This window comes from Streptomyces sp. NPDC093544, assembly GCF_040683495.1.
Lineage (GTDB): Bacteria > Actinomycetota > Actinomycetes > Streptomycetales > Streptomycetaceae > Streptomyces.
The window spans coordinates 44,489-65,555 of the sequence record NZ_JBFBEA010000016.1 but is presented as its reverse complement, the minus strand read 5'-3'; the positions used below and the strand labels follow the sequence as shown (position 1 = coordinate 65,555).

The 21,067-nt window shown below is 68.3% G+C and carries 19 protein-coding genes; 4 read left to right on the top strand and 15 right to left on the bottom strand.

The window, feature by feature from the left end; genetic code table 11:
* Positions 1-636: 636 nt before the first annotated feature.
* On the bottom strand, positions 637-1,203 hold the full coding sequence (locus tag AB0N66_RS24445; RefSeq protein ID WP_365438758.1) for a helix-turn-helix domain-containing protein: 567 nt from the start codon (positions 1,201-1,203) through the stop codon (positions 637-639).
* Positions 1,204-1,315: 112 nt separating this feature from the next.
* On the opposite strand from AB0N66_RS24445, the gene AB0N66_RS24440 reads away from it, so the two are divergent.
* Together AB0N66_RS24440 and AB0N66_RS24435 are read left to right on the top strand one after the other, a co-directional pair.
* Complete coding sequence (locus AB0N66_RS24440; protein WP_365438756.1) at positions 1,316-2,251, top strand: SDR family oxidoreductase; 936 nt, start codon at positions 1,316-1,318, stop codon at positions 2,249-2,251.
* Between the two features lie 135 nt (positions 2,252-2,386).
* A complete protein-coding gene (locus AB0N66_RS24435) occupies positions 2,387-2,932 on the top strand; it encodes a hypothetical protein (protein WP_365438754.1) in 546 nt (181 codons plus the stop codon).
* Between the two features lie 34 nt (positions 2,933-2,966).
* On the opposite strand, the gene AB0N66_RS24430 is transcribed toward AB0N66_RS24435, so the two are convergent.
* The 4 genes from AB0N66_RS24430 to AB0N66_RS24415 all read right to left on the bottom strand — a co-directional run bounded on the left by AB0N66_RS24430 (position 2,967) and on the right by AB0N66_RS24415 (position 6,690).
* Positions 2,967-4,142, bottom strand: coding sequence for an acyltransferase (locus AB0N66_RS24430; protein WP_365438752.1), 1,176 nt, complete (start codon positions 4,140-4,142; stop codon positions 2,967-2,969).
* 408 nt (positions 4,143-4,550) lie between these two features.
* The gene (locus AB0N66_RS24425) at positions 4,551-5,198 is read right to left on the bottom strand and encodes a methyltransferase domain-containing protein (protein ID WP_365438750.1); all 648 of its coding nucleotides are present in this window, start codon (positions 5,196-5,198) and stop codon (positions 4,551-4,553) included.
* Between the two features lie 87 nt (positions 5,199-5,285).
* The gene (locus tag AB0N66_RS24420) at positions 5,286-6,203 is read right to left on the bottom strand and encodes an aminoglycoside phosphotransferase family protein (protein ID WP_365438748.1); all 918 of its coding nucleotides are present in this window, start codon (positions 6,201-6,203) and stop codon (positions 5,286-5,288) included.
* Positions 6,204-6,276: 73 nt separating this feature from the next.
* Positions 6,277-6,690 carry an ATP-binding protein gene (locus AB0N66_RS24415; RefSeq protein ID WP_365438746.1) on the bottom strand — a complete coding sequence of 138 codons (414 nt, stop codon included), beginning with the start codon at positions 6,688-6,690 and terminating at the stop codon, positions 6,277-6,279.
* Between the two features lie 252 nt (positions 6,691-6,942).
* On the opposite strand from AB0N66_RS24415, the gene AB0N66_RS24410 reads away from it, so the two are divergent.
* Positions 6,943-7,788, top strand: a complete 846-nt coding sequence (locus AB0N66_RS24410) for an RNA polymerase sigma factor SigF (RefSeq protein ID WP_365438744.1) — start codon at positions 6,943-6,945, stop codon at positions 7,786-7,788.
* 73 nt (positions 7,789-7,861) lie between these two features.
* Here AB0N66_RS24410 and AB0N66_RS24405 read toward each other — a convergent pair whose 3' ends face one another.
* The 9 genes from AB0N66_RS24405 to AB0N66_RS24365 all read right to left on the bottom strand — a co-directional run bounded on the left by AB0N66_RS24405 (position 7,862) and on the right by AB0N66_RS24365 (position 19,465).
* Positions 7,862-8,644, bottom strand: coding sequence for an intradiol ring-cleavage dioxygenase (locus AB0N66_RS24405; RefSeq protein ID WP_365438742.1), 783 nt, complete (start codon positions 8,642-8,644; stop codon positions 7,862-7,864).
* A 180-nt stretch (positions 8,645-8,824) separates the two neighbouring features.
* Positions 8,825-10,477 (bottom strand): histidinol-phosphate transaminase, encoded by a 1,653-nt coding sequence (locus AB0N66_RS24400; protein WP_365438740.1) that lies wholly within the window; start codon positions 10,475-10,477, stop codon positions 8,825-8,827.
* 261 nt (positions 10,478-10,738) lie between these two features.
* Positions 10,739-11,887, bottom strand: coding sequence for an aldose epimerase family protein (locus AB0N66_RS24395; protein WP_365438738.1), 1,149 nt, complete (start codon positions 11,885-11,887; stop codon positions 10,739-10,741).
* 136 nt (positions 11,888-12,023) lie between these two features.
* On the bottom strand, positions 12,024-13,265 hold the full coding sequence (gene mmsB / locus AB0N66_RS24390) for a multiple monosaccharide ABC transporter permease (protein ID WP_365438736.1): 1,242 nt from the start codon (positions 13,263-13,265) through the stop codon (positions 12,024-12,026).
* A complete protein-coding gene (gene mmsA, locus AB0N66_RS24385; protein ID WP_365438734.1) occupies positions 13,262-14,812 on the bottom strand; it encodes a multiple monosaccharide ABC transporter ATP-binding protein in 1,551 nt (516 codons plus the stop codon). Before mmsA ends, mmsB begins: the two co-directional genes overlap by 4 nt.
* A 32-nt stretch (positions 14,813-14,844) precedes the next feature.
* Complete coding sequence (gene chvE, locus AB0N66_RS24380; RefSeq protein ID WP_365438732.1) at positions 14,845-15,957, bottom strand: multiple monosaccharide ABC transporter substrate-binding protein; 1,113 nt, start codon at positions 15,955-15,957, stop codon at positions 14,845-14,847.
* Between the two features lie 149 nt (positions 15,958-16,106).
* Complete coding sequence (locus AB0N66_RS24375; RefSeq protein WP_365438730.1) at positions 16,107-17,075, bottom strand: hypothetical protein; 969 nt, start codon at positions 17,073-17,075, stop codon at positions 16,107-16,109.
* A gap of 225 nt (positions 17,076-17,300) precedes the next feature.
* Positions 17,301-18,311, bottom strand: coding sequence for an alcohol dehydrogenase catalytic domain-containing protein (locus tag AB0N66_RS24370; protein ID WP_365438728.1), 1,011 nt, complete (start codon positions 18,309-18,311; stop codon positions 17,301-17,303).
* Positions 18,308-19,465 (bottom strand): mandelate racemase/muconate lactonizing enzyme family protein, encoded by a 1,158-nt coding sequence (locus AB0N66_RS24365; RefSeq protein WP_365438726.1) that lies wholly within the window; start codon positions 19,463-19,465, stop codon positions 18,308-18,310. The genes AB0N66_RS24370 and AB0N66_RS24365 overlap by 4 nt, the downstream gene beginning before the upstream one ends.
* Positions 19,466-19,860: 395 nt before the next feature.
* On the opposite strand from AB0N66_RS24365, the gene AB0N66_RS24360 reads away from it, so the two are divergent.
* Positions 19,861-20,436, top strand: a complete 576-nt coding sequence (locus AB0N66_RS24360; RefSeq protein ID WP_365438724.1) for a hypothetical protein — start codon at positions 19,861-19,863, stop codon at positions 20,434-20,436.
* Positions 20,437-20,561: 125 nt separating this feature from the next.
* Here AB0N66_RS24360 and AB0N66_RS24355 read toward each other — a convergent pair whose 3' ends face one another.
* Positions 20,562-20,996 (bottom strand): MarR family transcriptional regulator, encoded by a 435-nt coding sequence (locus AB0N66_RS24355; RefSeq protein ID WP_365438722.1) that lies wholly within the window; start codon positions 20,994-20,996, stop codon positions 20,562-20,564.
* Between the last annotated feature and the right edge of the window lie 71 nt (positions 20,997-21,067).

Below are 21,067 nucleotides of genomic sequence, written 5' to 3'. Positions count from 1 at the left end.
CAGACGTACGGGGTGTATCCGTAGGCCTTGCCCTCCACCGCGCCCAGCCCGGTGGCAGTCGGAGACGCCGGCTTGGCGGTGGTCGTACGGGCGGCCGCATCGGAGTTCCCGCCGCACCCGGTGGTGGCGACGGCGGCCGCGGCGAACAGCACCGCGAGTCCGAGTGCGGTGAGGCGGCGGTGGCCTGAACCGGCCGTGGATGCGCTGCCCTTGGTGTCGCGCGTGATGTTGTGCATGGTGTTCTCCCCCTGGAAATCGTCGGCCGCGACCTAGTGGGCGGCCGGCGTGCAGAGGGACACTGGGCTGCGTACGGCGGTTGCGGCAGCGTGTGCGACGAGACGGTCACAAGGCTCGGCGGGCGGTAGGCCCTTCACGGAAACCGCAGGTCACCGGTGCTGTCCGGAGGAGGGTTCGGCGACCGGGCGTAGCCGCAGATATGCCTGCGAGCGGAGGGTGATACACCCCGGGGATGAGCCGGACCGGGCCCGCTGAGGTAGCCGGGGAGGTGAGAGCCTCCGGCGGAGGGCCGGGTTCCGTCTGTGAAGCGTCCTCATTCCGCAGTACGTGCGCGCTCAGGTTCTGCCCTGAGCGTCACGTCCCGTTCTTCCCTATCGGACCGATAGGGAAGAACGCTGACTACTTGCCCGCGGTCACAGCCTTGAGCTCGTCGAGTGACTCTCTCATGAGCTGTGCGATCGGTCGCTGGTTGGTTTCGCCGCCCCAGCGTTCGAACGCGATCTTGAAGACGGCGATCCCCGCCTCGGCGGCCAGGCTCGCGGCCGGGTCGGCGACACCGCGTCCGCGCAACGCGTCGGCGAGTGCCGCGGACAGTGACGCGAGCTTGATCAGCTCGCGCTCTCGCAGTTCCGCGTTCGCGACAATGACCTTCTGGCGCTTCTGGGAGTGTTCGCGGCGATCCTCGAAGACCGCCGCGGCGGCGTCGAGGGCCACGGCCACCGCGTCGATCGGGGCCGCGGACTCGGGCGCGCCGTTGAGGGCGCCCACGAGGAGCTCCTCCAGTGAGGTCGCGTTCCCGAACAGGACTTCGCGCTTGTCGGCGTAGTGCCGGAAGAACGTTCGCTCCGTGAGTCCCGCCCGCTTGGCGATCTCGGTCACGGTGGTCTGTTCGAACCCGTGTTCGCTGTAGAGCTCCAGTGCGGCGCGTTCCAGCCGGCCGCGCGCGTTCGGTTCCCATCGACCCATGCCCAGATTCTATGTGATGACAGTGACTGGCATCAGGTGTAGGTTGATGACAGTCGCTGACATCGACCGCTCGCCGTAATGCGAGCGGTCGAAACTACTCAGGAGGTTTCCCATGCGCGTTTTCATGACGGGTGCGTCCGGCTGGATCGGATCCGCCGTCGTCCCCGAACTCATCGGCGCGGGCCACCAGGTCACCGGGCTCGCCCGCTCGGACGCCTCGGCCGCCGCCCTCACCGCGGCCGGAGTGGAGGTGCATCGCGGCACGCTCGACGACCTCGACGGTCTGCGAGAGGCGGCCGCCGCGTCGGACGGTGTGATCCACCTCGCGTTCAAGCACGACCTCGCCTTCTCGGGGGGCTTCCAGGGCGCCGCCGATGCGGATCGCCGTGCCGTCGAGACATTCGGCGAGGCGCTCGCGGGTTCGGACCGGCCATTGCTCATCGCTTCCGGGACGATCGGGCTCGCCCCCGGGCGTGTGGCGACCGAGGAGGACGGGCATGTTCCCGACCCGGCTCACGCCGCTTGGGGCGAAGGCCCGCGGACCCGGTTGGCCACCGCCGAGTTCGTGCTCTCCCTCGCGTCCCGCGGCGTCCGCTCGTCCGTTGTGCGGCTCTCGCCGACCAATCACGGCGAAGGAGACAACGGTTTCATGACGGCCATCGTCGGCATCGCCCGCGGCAAGGGTGTCTCCGGCTACATCGGTGACGGGTCCAACCGCTGGCCCGCCGTGCACCGGCTCGATACCGCGCGCCTCATCGGCCTGGCACTGGAGAAGGCCCCGGCGGGCTCGACGCTGCACGCCGTCGCCGAGGAGGGCGTGCCGATCCGCACCATCGCCGAAGTGATCGGACGTCATCTCGACATCCCGGTGGCCTCCGTCTCCCCTGAGGACGCGAGCGAGCACTTCGGCTGGCTGGCCGGCTTCCTGGGGGCCGACAGTCCGGCATCCAGCGAGCTGACCCGCGAGTTGCTCGGCTGGCAGCCGACCCAACCCGGGCTCCTGGAGGACCTCGACAAGGGTCACTACTTCAACACGCCCTCTGCATGACTCCTTGGCCGGGTTGGCCGGCTTGACCAGGTCAACCAGGAGGCAGGCGCGGGGCAGTTCAGCGAGGGATGGCGTGCGGTTCTGCCCGGGCCGGTGGGGCAGGATGAGGTCTCCAGTCGGTGCAGGAGGCCACAAGTGGGTTATGAACTCCAGGCGGTGATCGCCGGAGAAGAGTTGCTGCGAGCTGTCTCACAGGATCTCGCCGGCGCCACTGTGGCGCCTCTTGGGCAGGGCCTGTCGCTGATGCCGATGACGGACCAGCTCTTCGATGCCGTCGCGGACGTCGCGGACGTCGCGGATGTCACGGACGTCACGGACGTCACGGACGTTACAGACGTTACGGACGGCAATACGGTCGGGCCGCTGGGTTTCTGGCGGCTGCCGGGCGGCTTCGACGGACTGCTCACGCAGTGGTCCTTGGCCGGACCCGTCGCCTATACGGAAGCCGAGTACTTCGGCGGCGTAGGCGAACAGCGCGCCGTCGTCTGGGCCGATGGTGCCGTGGTGCTCGGGCCGCTGCACACCTCGGAGGGCCAGCCGTTTCCCACCGCCGGGAGCCCGATCTCCCAGGCTCTTCGCCGGCTCGGCGCGGTGGCCGGTGCGGTCGAGGACGAATTCCAGGCAGTGGGACTCGGCCGCCATCGGCACAACGAGGACTGGATCCCATCCGGGAACCCTTAGGGCCTGTCCGGCGGATCATGCCGGAAGACGCGGCTCAGTGCTTGGCGTCGAGCCTGCTGAACGCGCTGGTCAGGCCCTGCTTGAGCTTCCGTGCCAGCGGTGCCTCGACGAAGCGGTGGACGAGCCAACTCAGGGCGAGCATCGCGACGATGACCGCCGGGACCAGCAGTCGGGCGTCGATGTGGTCGTGCAGATGGTGGATCAGCGTGGTGCCGACGCCGTAGTGCAGGAGGTAGAAGGGATAGGTGAGCGATCCCGCGGTGGCCAGCCACTTCCACTGGATCCGGTCGGTCAGGCCCAGTGCGATGCCCACCATGAGGAGCAGGAAAAGCGTGTAGAGGATCAGCGACCCGGACCAGCTCGACACCTTTTCCACACTGATCCGGGTCAGCAACTGGTTCTGGGACATCACCCAGGCCAGGCCCAGGATGCCCCACAGCAGCAGGTCCTGGCCGAAGCGGTGCATGAGGTACAGGGCGAGGCCGGCGATGAAGAACCACGCGGCATCGGGGTTGGCGACCGTCACCAGCAGCGGAATCCCGGAGTTGTGCGCGACCGCCGCGAGCGCGCCCCAGACGCAGCAGAACATCACGACCTTGCGGTACGTCAGTCCGGTCGCCACCACCAGCATGAAGATGACGTAGAAGCGCAGTTCGGACCAGAGCGTCCAGTACACGCCGTCCACCGCCGGCGCTCCCTCGCCCTGCTGGAGCATGGAGAGATTGAGGATGACCTTCGAGGAGGGGATGGCGGTGAACTCCGCAGGCCACAGCGTGAGTACCGCCGTGGTGAACAGCACCGCGAACCAGTAGGCCGGGTAGAGGCGGATGACCCGCGAGACGAAGAAGTCCCTGGCCCGCCGGCCCCAGCTGGACATACAGATGACGAAGCCGCTGATGACGAAGAAGAACTCGACGCCGATCCAGCCGTAGGTGGCGACCGGGAAGAGACTGGGGAAGATCTCCGAGACCGGACGGTCCCAGATCTGGTTGTCCGGCTGGTTGGCCCGATAGGTGCCGATGTAGTGGTGCAGCGCCACCATCAGAGCGGCCACCAGCCGGAGTGCGTCGATCACGTACAGCCGTGGTTTGCGTTGTGCGCCCCCGGCAGCGGACGGCGACTTCTCCCGTGCCGACGGAGGCGGGTCGTGTTCGAGGGGCTGGTGTTGCTGCCGCCGGTGCTCGGCGGCGACGCTTCCGGCCTGTATCACGTGTCCATTCCGCCTGTCCGGCCCGTGGGCGAGCCATCGTCCGAATGATCGAGAGATACCGGCGCGGCGCACGGCGGATCCGGCTCGCCCGCACCGCGCCCCGGCGCGTGAACGGCAGCTCGGCGGGATCGCGCGCCGGCTCTCACAGGGGTGCCCCGGCTCTCACAGGGATGCCGCGCCGCCCGGCTCGGACCGTACCGGCACAGCCTGGGAGGCTCCTGGGTAGCCGCGCTGACGCGGGCGGCTACCGCCCGGGCCCGCCCTACGTGTCCTACTCGTCCTACGTGGCGTACTACGGGGGCGTAACTCATCCCGCTCCGCTGCCCGCAGGAGCACGGGGCACACGCACCCGAACGGGTGCCTGATCGCCCACATCGCCGAGGCCGAACGCGAAGGCCGGCTCCTTGCCTAGGCCTTGTGGGCCAACAGCTGAACCGCCTGGAACTGCCGCCGGTCGGTGGGCTGCGGTTCGCGAACCATCCGGGCCACCTCGGCCAACCCGGACTCGCGCAACAGCGCGGCGAGGTGATCAGGCCACCACCGATAGGCCGGCGCAACCGCGTGATCGAAGACCTGCGTCGGGTGAGAGGGACCATCGCTTGCCGAGAAGCAGATGAGAAGGTGGCCGCCAGGTGCCAGCACGCGATGGAACTCCGCCAGGATGACGAGGAGTTCCTGCGGTGGCGTGTGGATGATGGACCAACGCGCGAGTACGCCGCCCAGCACACCGTCAGCGATGTTCAGCGCGGCCATCGAGCCCACGTCGAACCGCAGGCCCGGATAGGCCTGCCGAGCCAACTCGATCATCGCGGGAGAGGCGTCGACACCGAACACCGTCAGCCCCAGCTCGTCCAGATGAGCGGTGATATGGCCAGGCCCACACCCCAGGTCCGCGATCTGACCGTCCCCACCCGCACGTACGACCTCGGCGAAGGCACCCAGGATCGCGCGGTCCAGGGGACTGTCTCGCAACGTGTCGCGGAACAGCTCCGCATAGGTGGTGGCAGCAGCGTCGTAACCCTCGCGGGTGGCACTGAGGGCATCGTGTTCGACCATGCTCGCGACGGTAGTTCCTGGCCCGGAGGCGAGACGAGAGAATTACGATCTTCGCCGGCGGGTTGGTGAACAACTGGATGCGGTCTGCTACTGGTGGACCGATGCGGTGAGGCGTTGCAGTGCGGCCTGGGCGGGTGGGCCCCAGGTGGGCTTGCCGCCGGGGCGGCCGTGGACGCCGGCGTCTCCGATGTGGAGGCAGGCGAGGGCGCGCAGCACCGCCCAGCCGCGTGCGCGGCGGCGGGTCGCGGCGTCCGGGCTTGGCCGGTAGGTCTCGTGGAAGAGGTCGGCGGCGCCGTCCGGCAGCAGGGTCCAGGCGGCGGCGAGGTCGCAGGCCGGGTCGCCGGCGAAGAGGTCGCCGAAGTCGATCACGCCGCAGAAGGTGCCGTTCGTGGTCAGGATGTTGGCTGGGTGCAGGTCGCCGTGGAGCCAGAGTCTTGGGCCTGCCCATTCGGGTGCGGCGGCGGCGTCTTCCCAGACCGCGCGGACGGCGTCCGGGTCGCGGATCAACCCCAGTTCGGTGGCCGAGGCGAGCCCTTGGGCGAAGTTTTCGGCGGTGTCGGCCAGCGGGCCACCGCGGTCCCGGCCTGCGGGCGCCCCGTCGGGGGCTGGGCGGTGGAGGGCGGTCAGGAAGCCGGCCAAGGTGACGGCCGCCTCCGCGGCGCGCGTAACGGGGGCGCGGTCGGCGGGATCGCCCGGTACCCAGGTGGTGACGAGCCAGGGGCGCGGAAACCGTTCGGAGGGCTCACCAAGGCGCTGTGGGACGGGAATCTGCAGAGGAAGGCGCGGGGCGAGGATGGGCAGCCAGGCGTGTTCCTTGCGCAGCAGCGCGTCCGCGGACTGCGTCGCCCAGGGCAACCGGACGGCGAGGTCGTCGCCGAGCCGCCACACCTGGTTGTCCCAGCCACACGCTCCGAGCTTCAAGGGCCGATCCGCGAGATCGGGGTGCTGCTCGCACAGCAGATCCCGGATCAAGTCCTCCGTGATGTCCGTCTCGGTGGCTGTCATGGGGAGCAACGGTAGTCGGGCGGCGTCCGCCTGGGCTTCCGCCCCTTCTACGGGTGAGTGGGCGATGCCCGGCCTACCGAGGAAGCTCCGCCCGTATGGTCTTGCCGCCCGGCCCCGTGCTCACGGTGACCGACCTGGACAGGCTCTGGACCATCGGCCAGCCGAACCCGCCTGTTCCGCCTGTGAGGTCAGGGGCGCGTTCCCGCGGGGGTCGTGGATCCGCGTCGGTGACGGCGACGGTGATGGTGCCGGGGCGCGCCCACAGGCGCAGGGAGCAGGAGGTGCCCTGTGCGTGCCGTACGACGTTGGTGACGAGTTCGGACACCACGAGGGTGACGCTGGACGCGGCCAGTTCGTCCACCGCCGGCGTGAGGCTGTTCATGAAGGCGTGGGCGAGGTCCCGCGCGTCCGCGATGGCCTCGGGCCGGGCGTCGAATACCGCGTGGTCCCAAGGCCTGTTGTGCGCTCGCGGGTGTCGCGTTCGCATAAGCCCTCCTCGTACGGGGTGGCTTCCGTTCAGGATGAACGCCTGCCCCTGAAGCGCGCGCTGTAACGCCCTCCCGAGCAGACCTTGAGTCGCCGCTTGTCACGCAGGACCGGCCATGGGGAGGGCTTCACATATTTATACGTGCCGAGGGGAGTGAGGTGGCGATGCGCGGGTAGACGCCGGACACGCTTCTGTTGGGGATGGCAGAGGGCCGACGGACCAGGGAGGGCAACGATGACGACGATGGCGACCATGACGACGGCAGTCCGGACACACACGGACGCCGGTTTCGCGGGGCTGCCGGAGATCGTCGACCCGCAGACGGTCGCGCCGAAGGACGCCCGCGACCTGTCGACGCGTTTCTTCGCTCAACTCGCCGTACTGGAGGAGGGGACACCCGAGTACCAGTACGCGCGCAACACCCTCATCGAGATGAACATGTCGCTGGTCCGCTACGCGGCGGGCCGTTTCCGCCACCGCGGCGACGACATGGAGGACATCGTCCAGGTCGGCATGATCGGCCTCATCAAGGCCATCGACCGCTTCGAACTCACCCGCGAGACCCAGTTCGCCACGTTCGCCGTGCCCTACGTAGTCGGCGAGATCAAGCGTTTTTTCCGTGACACGTCCTGGGCTGTCCACGTTCCGCGCCGGCTCCAGGAGGCCCGCGTCGAACTCGCCAAGGCCACCGAAGAACTCAGCACCCGGCTGGGGCGTGCTCCCAAGGTCAGCGAACTGGCCGTTCTGATGGACCTCACCGAGGACGAGGTCATCGAAGCCCGCATGGCCTCCAACGGCTACAACTCCACCTCCCTCGACGCCGCCATCCACGGCGACGGCGACGACGGTGAGACCGCCCTGGCCAGCTTCATCGGCGAGGAAGACCCCGCGATGGAGCTGGTGGAGGACTTCCACGCCCTCGCGCCGCTCATCGCCGAACTCGACGACCGCGACCGGCACATCCTCCAGCTGCGCTTCGTCGACGAGCTCACCCAGTCACAGATCGGCGAACGCCTCGGCGTCTCCCAGATGCACGTCTCCCGCCTTCTGACGCGCACCCTGGCGCGTCTGCGGGAAGGAATGCTCACCACCCGCTGACTCCAAATCCTGTACGGGGGCGGGCCCTGCCCACATCTGGGCAGGGCCCGCCCCCGTGCGGGGAGGGTGCGGATCAGCTCGCTTCGACGCCGACCGTGAGCGTGCCGGCGTAGCCGGATGAGGGCGAGGTGCCCAGGAGCGCCAGCGTGAGGAGGCCGGAGGCGGCGCCTCCGTCGTCGTAGATGGAGTCCTGCGCGAGGGTGGTGCGGGTGACGGTGTTGGTGGCGTACGGGGAGATCCTGGCCACCGCCGTTGTGACCGTCTCGCTGAAGAAGAGCTGGCCCGTGTGGAGTTCCTGGCCGCCCGTGAACGAGCCGTCGGCAGTGAGCGTGACGCCGGTGTGCACCTTGAGGTGGATGTGGATACAGCGGCCGCGGTACCAGCCCGGGTAGAGGGTCGTGATCCGCGCTAAGCCGTCCGTGCCGGTCAGCACGCCGCCGCGCAGGAACGTGCCGTTGTCGGGCTCGTCGTGCCCGTTGCCGCCGACGAAGCCGGAGTACTCACCGAGCGCGTCGCAGTGCCAGATCTCGACGAGGGCCTTGTCCAGCGGCGCACAGGTGTCGTCGTCGACGACGGTGAGCGTGAGCTGAAGGGGGATGCCCGCCTTGTCCTCGCCGATGTCGGCGCGTACGTAGGCGCCGTCCAGGTAGTAGGGCCCTTCGGTCATCTCCTTGGTGAGGGTGCAGACGGCCGCCGCGGCGGCGGGAGCCGCGTCCGCTGTGTCGGTTGAGAGGGCTTCAGGGGCTGCGGTGACGCCGACGGCCAGCGTTGCCGCTGTGGCACCTGTGGCGATCAGCACGGTGCGGCGCCCGATCGGGGCTTCTGTTGTGTCCTTTGGGGTCTCTGTCATGAACATGGCACCCTAGGGACGGAAGCTGTCGGTGGGCTGTGTGTTCGGCAAAGTGACAGCCCGTCAAGTTCCTTGTCGGACAAGGGATCTGACGGGCTGTCTGATCACGTGAGTGGGACGCGTGCGACGTGAAATCGCAGGCGTGTGACGGGAGTTGGGGGAGGGGCGTAGTTCCCTCCCACCGCACTAACCCGCCTGGTTGTACATGGCTCCCGCGGCAGGCCAGCCCATGGCCTGAGGTTGCGGTGGAGGTTCTGGCTGGGTCCGGCCGCGGACCTGGGCGGCGGTCAGTCCGCTGGGGTGGGCTCCCGGCATGGGAGCCATCACGCTGGGCTGGGGGGCCATCACGCCGGGCTGGGGGGTCTGTACGGCCGCGGCCATGCCGGGCATGCCGGTCTGGGTGTAGGCGGGCAGTCCGGCGGCCGGGACCGGGGCGTACCCGGGCATCGGGGCGGCCGGTGGCGGGATCATGGCGGCCGGCGGCGGCATCATGGCGGCCGGTGCCGCGGCGGGTGCCAGACCCGGCATGGCACCGGGGATCTGCGCCGGGGCCGGTCCTGGCCAGGGGGCGGCCTGCGCCGCCGCGAGGCTCGGCATCGCCGTGGCCTGCGCCGCCAGCCCCTGCATGCCCGCACCGTTCGTGGCGCCGACCAGCCGGTCCACCGCCGCCGTACCCGAGGTGTAGTTGGTCCCGTTGACCATCTCGGGTACGGCGGCTCCCCTCCTGGTCCCGTAGAGCACCCCTTCCAGGCCGGACACCAGGCGACGCACGTCCACCTGGGGGCGCACCACGAGCCGCAGGAAGCGGCTCGACGAACCGATCTTGTTGCCGCACTCGCGGACCAGGATGCGGTGCTCGGTGAGCATCCGGTCCCGGACCACGGTGCCTTCGGCGCCTACGGGGAGGCGTACGAAGAGGAAGTTGCCCTGCGACGGATAGACCGTCAGACCGGGCAGATGGGCGAGCTGCTGGGCCATGTCGAGCCGGTCCCGGCGGACCATGTGCAGGCTCTGCATGTACTCCTGGCCGTGGTTCTTGAGCATGAACACCACGGTCTCCGCGAAGGAGTTGAGATTCCACTTGGGCAGCATGGAGCGGACCTTGCCGGCCAGCGCCGGGTTGGCGACCATGTAGCCGAAGCGGATGCCGTGCAGGCCGAAGTTCTTGCCGAGGCTGCGCAGGACGATGACGTTCGGGCGCATCACGGCGTCCTCGACGACACTCGGCTCGTGCTCCGCGTCGGCGAACTCCAGGAACGACTCGTCGATGACGATGAGGTCCAGGTCCGCCATCGCGTCCATGAACTGGACGAGCGACTGGCGGGGTATGAAGCCGCCGTCGGGGTTGTTCGGGTTGCAGATGACGGCGACCCGGGTGCCGCGGGCGCGGATGAACTCGGCGTACTTGGCGAGGTCGAGGGCGAACCCGCTGGACTCCTGCAGCGGGAACATGTCGACGCGCTTGCCGGTCTCCATCGGCTGGTCGGTCCAGCGGCCGAAGGTGGGGACGGGTATCGCGAGCGACTCCCGGACCAGCAAGTGGTCGATCCAGGTGATGAGTTCGGTCGATCCGTTGCCCATCGCGACGCACTGCGGCGGGAGCTGGAGGAGGTTGCAGAGCTCGGCCGTGATGGTGTCGGCGCTGCTCGGGTAGTACGTGATGATCTCGCGCAGCCGGCCCGCCAGGTCGTCGAACATGGCGGGCGTCGGGAAGTACGGGTTGCACGGGATACAGAAGTCGACCGGACCGGCCCCTTCGCCGCCCTCACGGGTGAGCGCTGCCATTGAGGGGCTGTGCGCCGCCGTGCTGCGGAACAGCGAGGTGACGTTGTCGGCCATGGAACCTCCGTAGGGGGCGGGCCCGGTGGGGAGGACGGGCCCTCCGTCTGTGGGTGGCCCGCGCGGGGGAGCGCGGGCCACCCACAGGTACGGATACAGAGGGGGCGCTGTTCAACTCGTGTGAATTTGGTGAGGGTTAATGATCACAGGCAACCGAGGGGACCCTAAGGCCCTCAGCCCCCGCGGGATCCTCCCGCGTCGCCCCGTCGGATCCTCCAGCATTGCCCCGCCGGATCCTCATGCGTCGCCCCCGCGGAACCCTCAGGTGTCGAACGTGTGCACCGTGCTCGTACGGTACGTCTGCCCAGGTCGCAGCACGGTCGACGGGAACGACGCATGGTTGGGGGAGTCCGGGAAGTGCTGGGTCTCCAGGCACAGCGCGTCGCCCTGCCGGTAGATGTGCCCGCCCGTGCCGACCAGCGTGCCGTCCAGGAAGTTGCCGGAGTAGAACTGCAGGCCCGGCTCGGTGGTGGCGATCTTCAGGGTGCGGCCGGAGGACGGGTCCCGCAGGGTCGCCGCGTGCTCGGGCTTCGCCGTGATCCCCTCGTCCAGGGCCCAGTTGTGGTCGAGGCCCTGGCCGTACAGCAGTTGCTGGTTCGCGACCCGGATGTCCTCGCCGACCGTCTTCGTACGCCGGAAGTCGAAGGGGGTGCCCGCGACCTTCGCCAGCTCGCCCGTGGGGATGAGCCCCGAGTCGACCGGCGTGTAGCGGGCGGCGGCGATCTTCAGTTCGTGGTCGTAGACCGAGCCACTGCCCTCGCCCGCCAGGTTCCAGTAGACGTGGCTGGTGAGGTTGACGACGGTCGCCTTGTCGGTGGTGGCCTCGTAGTCGATGCGCCAGTCGCCGTGCTCGGTGAGCGTGTACGTGACCTTGACCTTGAGCGTGCCCGGGAAGCCCTGCTCGTCGGCGGCGCTCGTGTAGTGCAGGTGGAGGCCGACATCGGAACCCTTGGTGAAGGGCTCGACGTCCCACACCCGCTTGTCGAAGCCCTTGGCGCCGCCGTGCAGGGTGTTCTCGCCGTCATTGACCGAGAGCTGGTACGCCGTCCCGTCGAGGGTGAACCGGCCCTTGGCTATGCGGTTTCCGTACCGGCCGATCAGTGCGCCGAAGTACGGGCTGGAGGCGACGTAGTCCTCGATGTTGTCGAAGCCCAGCGACACGTTCTTGTACTTGCCGTGCCGGTCGGGGATCTCCAGGGACTGGACGATCCCGCCGTACGACAGGACCTTGAGCTTTGTCCCGCCGTTCGCCAGCGACCAACGGTAGACCTTGGTGCCGTCGGCGAGCTTGCCGAAGAGCGACTTCACCGGGGTCCTGCCTCCGGTGGCGTGCGCGGTGCCTCCGATGGCGGTGGCGGCGACACCCGCGGCCGCGGCTCCGGCGATGACGGTGCGTCTGTTCAGTTCCATGTAGCGGCTCCCGAGAAGGTGAGTTGAAAGGAGCCCCGCTGGGCCCGCGCCCCGAAGGGACGCGGGGAACTGCGCGACCAGCCATGTACGGCCCGCAGCTTGTGTACGGCCTTCCCGGCGGAGCACCCTCGCTGACTTACGAACCGACCTTGCGCTTGTTCCACACGTCGAAGCCGACCGCCGCCAACAGGGCCAGGCCCTTGATGACCTGTTGCCAGTCGGAGCCGACGCTGAGGAGGTTCATGCCGTTGTTCAGCACACCGAGGACGAGACCGCCGATGATCGCGCCGAGGACGGTTCCGACGCCGCCGCTCATGGACGCGCCACCGATGAACGCCGAGGCGATCGCCTCCAGTTCGTAGTTCAGGCCCGCCTTCGGTGAGGCCGCGTTGAGGCGGGCGGCGATCGCCATACCCGCCAGGGCCGCGAGCGCGCCCATGTTCAGGAAGACCAGGAAGGTGACCTTCTTGTCCCGGACGCCGGACAGCTTCGCCGCCGGAAGGTTGCCGCCGATGGCGTAGATGTGGCGGCCGAAGACGGCGTTGCGCATGACGTAGCCGTAGCCGACCACCAGCACACCGAGGACCAGCAGGATGATCGGCGCGCCCTTGTAGCTGGCGAGCAGCATGGTGACGACGAGGATCGCGGCGGCGATGGCGACGAGCTTGAGCAGGAAGAGGTTCCTGGGCACCACGTCCAGCGAGAACTCCTGCTGGCGCTTTCGGTCGCGGACCTCCTGGAGGACCGCGAAGACGATCAGGGCGAGGCCGAGCAGCAGCGTGATGTTGTGGTAGTTGGTGTCCGGGCCGGTCTCCGGCAGGAAGCCGTTGCCGAGATCCTGCAACCCGCCCGGGAACGGGCCGAGGGTCTGCCCCTCCAAAAGGATCTCCGTCAGACCGCGGAAGATCAGCATGCCGGCGAGGGTGACGATGAACGACGGTATGCCGCCGTACGCGATGAAGAATCCCTGCACCGCGCCCGCCAGCGCGCCCATCATCAGGCAGAGGACTATGGCGATCGGCCACGGCACATCGTGCTGCACCGTCAGCACGGCCGCGAACGCGCCCACGAACGCCGTCAACGAGCCGACCGACAGGTCGATATGGCCCGCGATGATCACCAGCATCATGCCGATCGCGAGGATCAGGATGTAGCTGTTCTGAAGGACCAGGTTGGAGACATTGCGCGGCAGCAGCAGGTCGCCGTCGGTCCACACCGCGAACAGCGCCACGATCAGACCGAGGGCGATCAGCATGCCGTACTGGCGCATGTTGCGGCGCAGCCCGTCAAGGACCAGCTGGAGCAAACCTCCGCCGGCCGATCCGCCCTTGCCGGGCGGCGCGGGGGCCGGCGTCTTGGCGGTCACATCCGTGCTCATCGCGTTACCTCTTTGTCCTTTGTCATCTGCCGCATCAGCGTTTCCTGCGAGGCCTCCGCCCGCGAGAACTCACCGGTGAGCCGCCCGGCGGCCATCGTGTAGACGCGGTCGCACATACCGAGCAGCTCCGGCAGCTCGGAGGAGATGAAGACGACCGCCTTGCCCTCGGCGGCCAACTTGTCGATGACCGTGTAGATCTCGAACTTGGCGCCCACGTCGATGCCCCGGGTCGGCTCGTCCAGGAGCAGCACCTCGGGGCCCGCGAAGATCCACTTGCTGAGGACGACCTTCTGCTGGTTGCCGCCCGACAGCTTGCCCACCGGCTCGAAGACGGTCGGCGCCTTGATGTTCATGGACTTGCGGAAGCCCTCGGAGACCTGCCGCTCCTCGTGCTCGTCGACGACACCGTGCTTGGAGACCTTGCCCAGGGCACTGAGCGAGATGTTGCGGTTGATGGTGTCGATGAGGTTGAGGCCGTAGTGCTTACGGTCCTCGGTGACGTACGCGATCCCGTGTCCGACCGCCTCGGGCACGGACTTCGTACGGATCTCCTTGCCGTCCCTGAGGACCGTGCCGCCCGCGTACCGGCCGTAGGAGCGCCCGAAGACGCTCATCGCCAGCTCGGTGCGGCCGGCGCCCATCAGGCCCGCGATGCCGACGATCTCGCCGCGTCTGACGTTGATCGACACATCGTCGACCACCTTGCGCTGCTGATCGATCGGGTGGTGCACGGTCCAGTTGCGGATCTCCAGGGCCGGGGCCGCGCCCACCTCCCCTTCGTACGGGGTGCGTTCGGGGAAACGATGGTCGAGGTCGCGGCCGACCATGCCGCTGATGATCCGGTCCTCGGTGGTCTCGGGCGCCTTCACGTCGAGGGTCTCGATGGACTTCCCGTCGCGCAGGATCGTCACCGAGTCGGCGACCTTGCGGATCTCGTTGAGCTTGTGGGAGATGATGATCGAGGTGATGCCCTGATTCTTCAACTCCAGGATGAGATCCAGGAGTTTGCCGCTGTCCTCGTCGTTCAGCGCCGCAGTCGGCTCATCCAGGATGAGCAGCTTCACCTTCTTCGACAGCGCCTTGGCGATCTCCACGAGCTGCTGCTTGCCCACGCCGATATCGGTGACGCGGGTCTCCGGGTGGTCGTGCAGACCGACCCGGCGCAGCAGCTCGGACGCGTGCCGCAGGGTCTCGTTCCAGTTGATGAGCCCGCGCTTGGCGTGCTCGTTGCCGAGGAAGATGTTCTCCGCGATGGAGAGGTAGGGCACCAGGGCCAGCTCCTGGTGGATGATCACGATGCCGTGCTGCTCGCTGGCCCTGATGTCCTTGAACGTACAGACCTCTCCCTCGAAGAGGACGTCTCCCTCGTAACTCCCGTGCGGGTGAAGGCCGGAGAGGACCTTCATCAAGGTCGACTTGCCGGCGCCGTTCTCCCCGCAGATGGCGTGGACCTCGCCCTGACGGACAGTCAGTGTGACGTCCGACAGCGCCTTGACGCCGGGAAAGGTCTTGATGATCGAGCGCATTTCCAGGACGGGTCCCGCCATGGTCGTGCCTTCCAATCCCTAGGGTGCGGCGGCTAGTTGAGGTCGGATTCCTTGATGTAGCCGGAATCGACGACGACCTTCTGGTAGTTGGCCTTGTCCACGCTCACGGGCACCAGCAGGTACGCGGGCACGACCTTCGCGCCGTTGTCGTACGTCTTGGTGTCGTTGGTCTCGGGCTTCTTGCCGTTGAGCGCCGCGTCGACCATGTTCGAGGCCACCTTGGCGAGTTCGCGGGTGTCCTTGTAGACGGTCATCGCCTGCTCGCTCGCGATGATCGACTTCACCGAGGCGACCTCGGCGTCCTGCCCGGTGACGACCGGCAGCGGCTTGCTCGCGGAGCCGTAGCCGTCCGACTTCAGCGCCGAGATGATGCCGATGGAGATGCCGTCGTACGGCGAGAGCACCGCGTCGACCTTGCCGCTCTTGTACGAGGCGGTGAGGATGTCGTCCATGCGCCGCTGCGCGGTGGCACCGTCCCAGCGCAGGGTGGTGACCTGAGTCAGCTCCGTCTGACCGGACTTGACGACGAGCTTGCCCTCGTCGATGTACGGCTGCAGGACGGTCATCGCGCCCTGGAAGAAGTACCGGGTGTTGTTGTCGTCGTTCGAGCCCGCGAACAGTTCGAGGTTGAACGGGCCCTTCTCGCTGCCGTCCTTCAGCCCGAGCTTCTCGACGATGTAGGAGCCCTGGAGCTCGCCGACCTTCTCGTTGTCGAACGACGCGTAGTAGTCGACGTTCTTCGTGCCGAGGATCAGGCGGTCGTACGAGATCACCGGGATCTTGGCGTCCGCGGCCTGCTGGAGCACGTTGTTGAGCGACTTGTTGTCGATCGCGGCGACGATCAGCGCGTCCACGCCCTGCGTGATCATGTTCTCGATCTGCGAGACCTGCTGGTCCGGCTCGTCCTCGCCGTAGACCAGTTTGGTCTTGAAGCCCTTGGACTCCAGGTTCTTGACGACGTTGGCGCCGTCGGCGATCCAGCGCTCGGAGGACTTGGTGGGCATCGAGATGCCGATGGTGGCGTCCTTGGCGTCGCCTCCCGAGTCGTCGCTGCCGCCGTCACTGTCCTGCCCGCAGGCGGAGAGGGTCAGGGCGAGGGAGGCGGCGGTGGCCATGGCGGCGAGGGAGGCTCTGCGGTTACGCATGATCATCATCCTTGATGTCGTGGACCGGACTCGGTCTGGCGGTGCGGGGACGCTCTCGAAAGGCGGGCGGCGCGAGGTGAGACCGAGAAGAGGTGTGTGGGATTGTGTGCGGCTGCGTCGTCTTTTGTGAAGGGGTTTGGCGTCGAACGTTATGAGGGCGTTTCGAATCGCTTCAGCACGCCCGGCAGTCGAGAACCGAGCGGCGCCATGTCACCGTCGGCTCCGTGCCGCGTGAGCAGGTCCAGGGCGAGCCGGCCGCGCCGCACCCGTTCCCGGGCCGTGGTCAGGGCCAGGTCCCGCAGATGGTGCCCGTAGGGGTAGATGCCGGGCGCCTTGGAGAGACCGAACTTCAGATAGAGCGGTGCGCCGCGCCGGATCAACTCGGCGACCTCGTACATCCGCACGTACCCGCCGAGGTCGTCGGGGGCCTCGATGTACATGTCCATGGGGGCGGCGGAAACCCGCCGGATCTCGGTGAGGTGACCGAGTGTCAGATCACTCGGCACGTTGAGGGAGTCCGCGCCGAGGTTCTCGTACACGGCGTACGAGGCCGGGTTGACGGGGCCCACCAGCGCCGACAGCTTGAGGGTCGTGTCGGCCGGGATGATCCCGGCGACGCGCGCCCGGTGCAGCGTCCACAGCACACCCTCGTCGGCGACGAGCAGACACTTGACGCCCAACTCCGTTGCCCTCAGGGCGTCTTCGACGCACCCGGCGACCGCGTCGTGGCCCCGGGCGCGCAACCCGCCGCCGCGCGAGTCGGAGCGCACCGAGCCGCCGATGTCCCAGGTGCCGCGCGGGCCGGTGAACAGGCAGAGCTCGATGTCGTGTTCGGCCGTGGCCTCGACCATCTCGGTGATCTCGGAGTCGGTCAGCATCCAGACGCCGCTGCCCTGGCTGATCCGGTGGATCGGCACATCGAGCCGCGAGGACTCCTTGAGGACCACGGCAAGGGCCTCGGGACCCTCGACGGACGGAACCTCGGTACGCCAGCGGCCGCCTCCCGGGAAGGTGTGCGGCGAGGCGTCGGCGGGGGAGAGGGCGGGTGCGCCCAGGCCGAGCGCGGCGAGCGCCTGCTCGCCGGGTCGACGGGCTGCCGTTGGCGGGGCGTCGGTCACAAGCTGTCCTTCGCGTTCGTTGACTGGAGATGTGTCCGATATTCCGAACACGGTTCGTGTCGATGGGGGTACGCCGGTCCGGAGTGGCCAGGCACCCGTACCGGCGTACTGCCTAGGGGAGCGAAAGGAGCAGGCTCATGGGCCGGGAACAACCTGGCGCATGACTGAGAACCACCTGGTTCATGGGCTGGGAGCGACCTGATGCGTGGCAGAGAACGACCTGGTTCATGGGCGGAGCAGGACCTTTCCGACCTTGGGATCGCCGGACCCCACCAGCTCGATGGCCGCCGGGAACTCGGCGAGCGGCAGCTCGTGCGTGACCAGCGGCAGCGGATCGAGGAGTCCCGCGCCGAACACCCGCACCGTGTGCGCCCAGGCATCCGGCGGCGCCCCGAACACGGTGTGCACCTCCAGCTGCCGTACGACGAGATCGGTGGGGTCGAGACCCTCCGCGCCCGGCGCCGGGATGCCCGTGAGGACCAGGCGTCCGCCGCGCCTGAGCAGGGAGGCGGCGGTGCGCGCGGCGGACGCGGACCCGGCGGTCTCGATGACCACATCGAAGTCGTCGGGCAGTTGCTGATCCCTGGTACGGAAGTCGGTGGCGCCGAACGTCCTGGCCAGCTCCGCGCGGTCGGGGCGGGAGCCGACGACCAGCAGCTCGGCCGGGGAACCCGCCTTCAGGAACTGCACGGCGAACATCCCGAGCGTCCCCGTGCCCACGACCGCGACCCGCTGCCCGGGCAGCGCGCCGGCCTTGAGGGCGGCGGCCGCGATGCAGGCGGCGGGCTCCAGCAGGGCCGCCGCCGTCAGATCGGCGTCGTCCGGGAGGACATGGAGAAGGCGAGCGGGGAGGGTGAGGGTGGCGGCCATCGCACCGGGCTGGGTGAAGCCGGTCTCCTCGTACCCCGCCGTGCACAGCGTGGTCTCGCCCGCGTGACAGCGATCGCAGACCTGACAGTTGCGGAAGCCCTCACCGACGACCTTGCGCCCGACGAGAGCGGGGGGCACCCCGGCACCGACCGCGTCCACCGTCCCGGACCACTCGTGGCCGGGAGTGAGGGGGTAACGGACGTACCCCTCGGGCCGGTTGCCCTGGTAGACCTCGCGGTCGCTGCCGCAGATGCCGACGGCGTGCACGCGCACCAGTGCCTCGCCGGCATCCGGCCGCCTGGGCTCATGGACGGTCAGTCGGTGCTCGCCAGGCGCCGTGATGACCACCGCTTCCGCCGTACTCACTGTGCGCCCTTCGGCTTGCGCTGCTCCCAGCCGTCCGCCCACAGGTCGAACCGGGCTTGCTGCTGCGGGAATTCGGCCGCCGCGTCGACGTCGAGCTCGACACCGAGACCGGGCGCGTCGGAGAGGTGGAAGTACCCGTCGACGACTTCTGGGGCCCCCTTCACGACCTTCTTGATCTCCGCGTCCGCGAAGTCGTTGAAGTGCTCCAGGATCTTGAAATTCGGGGAGGTGAAGCCGACTTGGAGGGAGGCGGCGGTCAGGACCGGCCCGCCCACGTTGTGCGGCGCGACGAGTACGTAGTGCGCCTCGGCCGTGGCGGCCAGCTTCCGGGTCTCCCAGATACCCCCGATGTGACCGACGTCGGGCTGGATGATGTCGACGGCCTGGCTCTCGAACAGCTCGCGGAACTCGATGCGGTCGTGGATGCGTTCGCCCGTGGCGATCGGGATGTCCACCTTGGCGGCGACCTTCTCCAGGGCTTTGAGGTTCTCCGGCGGAACCGGTTCCTCCAGCCAGGCGGGCTTGAAGGGAGCGAGTTCGCGGGCGAGCCGGACGGCGGTCGAGGGCGAGAACCGGCCGTGCATCTCCAGCATCAGCTCGGTCTCCGGGCCGATCGCGTCGCGCACGGCCTCGATCAGCGAGACGGAGTAGAGGGTGGCCTCGTGGTCGACCTCGAAGTGCCCGGTGCCGAAGGGGTCGATCTTGAGGGCCTTGTACCCGCGCGCGACGACCTCCTGTGCGGCCTTGTGGTAGGCCTCCGGGGTCCGTTCGGTGGTGTACCAACCGTTGGCGTACGCCTTGACCTTGTCGGTGACCTTGCCGCCGAGCAGCTGCCAGACGGGCACGCCGAGCGCCTTGCCCTTGATGTCCCAGCAGGCCATCTCGACGACGGCGATACCGGACATCACGATCTCGCCGGCCCGCCCGTAGTCGCCGTACTTCATCCGCCGTACGAGATCCTCGACAGCGAAAGGGTCGGAGCCGAGAATGTGGTTGGCCTCCGCCTCCCGCAGGTAGCCGATCAGCGCGTCGGTGTGGCCCAGCATGCGGGTCTCGCCGACTCCGGTGACACCTTCGTCGGTGTGCACCTGGACGTAGGTCAGGTTCCGCCAGGGCGTCCCGACCACGTGTGTGCTGATTCCCGTGATGCGCACGGCAGTTGCCCCCTGTGCTCTTCAGGTCTGCTCTTCAGGTCTGTTCGAAATTTCGTCACGCGTTCGAAATGCTGGCGTGACAGTAAGGAGGCGGCCCGGGGGGTGTCAATGGGTCGAACACATAAGGGTTTCGATGTGATGCGCGCGGGATGCCTGAGGATGGCGGGGAATGTTCGGGGGCGTCCTCAACTCGGCACACCGGAATGGATGGTTCACTACACAACCTTCACAGCTGTGACTATGAACGTGACCTGTGGGGAACCTAGTCTTCCGGCGTCATGGACTATTGCCACCCGTGCCACAGGCACCTCAATGGCGCCCTCGTATGCCCGGGGTGCGGTACACCAGCCGAGAAGGTTCGCGAACACGCGGAAGCGGTCGAATCGCGCCCGGAAGTGGATGACGACGTCGACGACGCGCACGAGGACGACGACACCGGTCCCCGCGGACGTGGGCGGCGTCGGGGTTCCGCCGCGGGCGGGGGCAGCCGACGGGACCGGAAGGCCGCCGCGCACCGGCGAAGACGCCGTGGAGCCCTGATAGTCGGCGCCGGCCTGCTCCTCGCCGCGGGCGGGCTGAGCCTCGCCGAACTCGGCATAGAGGCCCCGGGTTCCAGCCCACGGGCCGCGACAGCCGACGAGTCACCCGAGGGGGGCGCCAAAACCCCGGCCGAGACAGCCCTGCCCATCGACGACACGGCAGGCTCCACCGGCACCTCGGCCACCGACTCACCCTCCGCTTCCGAGTCGCCCTCCCCGTCCGCGTCCATATCCGCCTCGGAGTCCGCCGAGACCGATGACAACGAAGAGGAGTCGGCGTCGACGATCGCAACCCCGGAGACCTCGACCCCCGCGTCCACGACCCCCACCGAGCCCTCCCAGACCCCGAGCGCCGACCCGACCTCGGCGGACCCGACCCCGGAGCCTTCGCCTTCGAAGTCGTGCGACCAGTTCTTGTGGTGGTGCACGTAGGGGCTTTCAGCCCGTCCGGCGTTTGAGGACGAGCGCGTTCAGCGCGATACGGGGGTCTGGGGGCAGAGCCCCCAGGTATGGGACGGGCAGGGGCGGAGGGGGCGAACAAACCCCACCCCAACTCCCTACGCGGCGAGCATCCGCTGAAGCATCCCCCGCAGGGACACCCGCTCCTCCCGGGACAACCCGGCCAACGGCTCCCGCGCAAAGCGAAGCGACTCACGCAGACTGCGCGCAACCCGCCCCCCCTCCTCCGTGGCCGCGGCCAACTTGACCCGACGGTCCGTCGGATCCGGCCGCCGCTCGACCAGGCCCCGCGCCTCCAGCCGGTCCACGATCCCGGTGACATTCGACGGCTCACACTTCAGCTTCTGCGCGAGCCGCCGCATCGGCAGCGGCTCCAGCGACAGCAGGCTCAGCAGCCGCGCCTGCGCGCCCGTCAGCGCATGCTCCGCGGCAGCGTCCTCGTAGTCCTCGTGATACCGCGCCACCACCGTGCCGATGAGGTCGACGACCTCCAGCGTCAGCGGGTCGATACGGGGGGTCTTCTGCGTGGCCATGTGCTCCAGACTACCCCGTTACTTGACATCATGAAATATTCAGGAGCATGGTTGTTTCAGGTACTGAAGTA

Coding starts and splice junctions, on each gene's coding strand:
- AB0N66_RS24415 (WP_365438746.1), bottom strand. CDS start 6,690: ATGCGAACGCGACACCCGCGAGCGCACAACAGGCCTTGGGACCACGCG.
- AB0N66_RS24440 (WP_365438756.1), top strand. CDS start 1,316: ATGCGCGTTTTCATGACGGGTGCGTCCGGCTGGATCGGATCCGCCGTC.
- AB0N66_RS24405 (WP_365438742.1), bottom strand. CDS start 8,644: ATGTTCATGACAGAGACCCCAAAGGACACAACAGAAGCCCCGATCGGG.
- AB0N66_RS24355 (WP_365438722.1), bottom strand. CDS start 20,996: ATGGCCACGCAGAAGACCCCCCGTATCGACCCGCTGACGCTGGAGGTC.
- AB0N66_RS24445 (WP_365438758.1), bottom strand. CDS start 1,203: ATGGGTCGATGGGAACCGAACGCGCGCGGCCGGCTGGAACGCGCCGCA.
- AB0N66_RS24420 (WP_365438748.1), bottom strand. CDS start 6,203: ATGACAGCCACCGAGACGGACATCACGGAGGACTTGATCCGGGATCTG.
- mmsB (WP_365438736.1), bottom strand. CDS start 13,265: ATGAGCACGGATGTGACCGCCAAGACGCCGGCCCCCGCGCCGCCCGGC.
- AB0N66_RS24410 (WP_365438744.1), top strand. CDS start 6,943: ATGACGACGGCAGTCCGGACACACACGGACGCCGGTTTCGCGGGGCTG.
- AB0N66_RS24425 (WP_365438750.1), bottom strand. CDS start 5,198: ATGGTCGAACACGATGCCCTCAGTGCCACCCGCGAGGGTTACGACGCT.
- chvE (WP_365438732.1), bottom strand. CDS start 15,957: ATGCGTAACCGCAGAGCCTCCCTCGCCGCCATGGCCACCGCCGCCTCC.
- AB0N66_RS24395 (WP_365438738.1), bottom strand. CDS start 11,887: ATGGAACTGAACAGACGCACCGTCATCGCCGGAGCCGCGGCCGCGGGT.
- AB0N66_RS24400 (WP_365438740.1), bottom strand. CDS start 10,477: ATGGCCGACAACGTCACCTCGCTGTTCCGCAGCACGGCGGCGCACAGC.
- mmsA (WP_365438734.1), bottom strand. CDS start 14,812: ATGGCGGGACCCGTCCTGGAAATGCGCTCGATCATCAAGACCTTTCCC.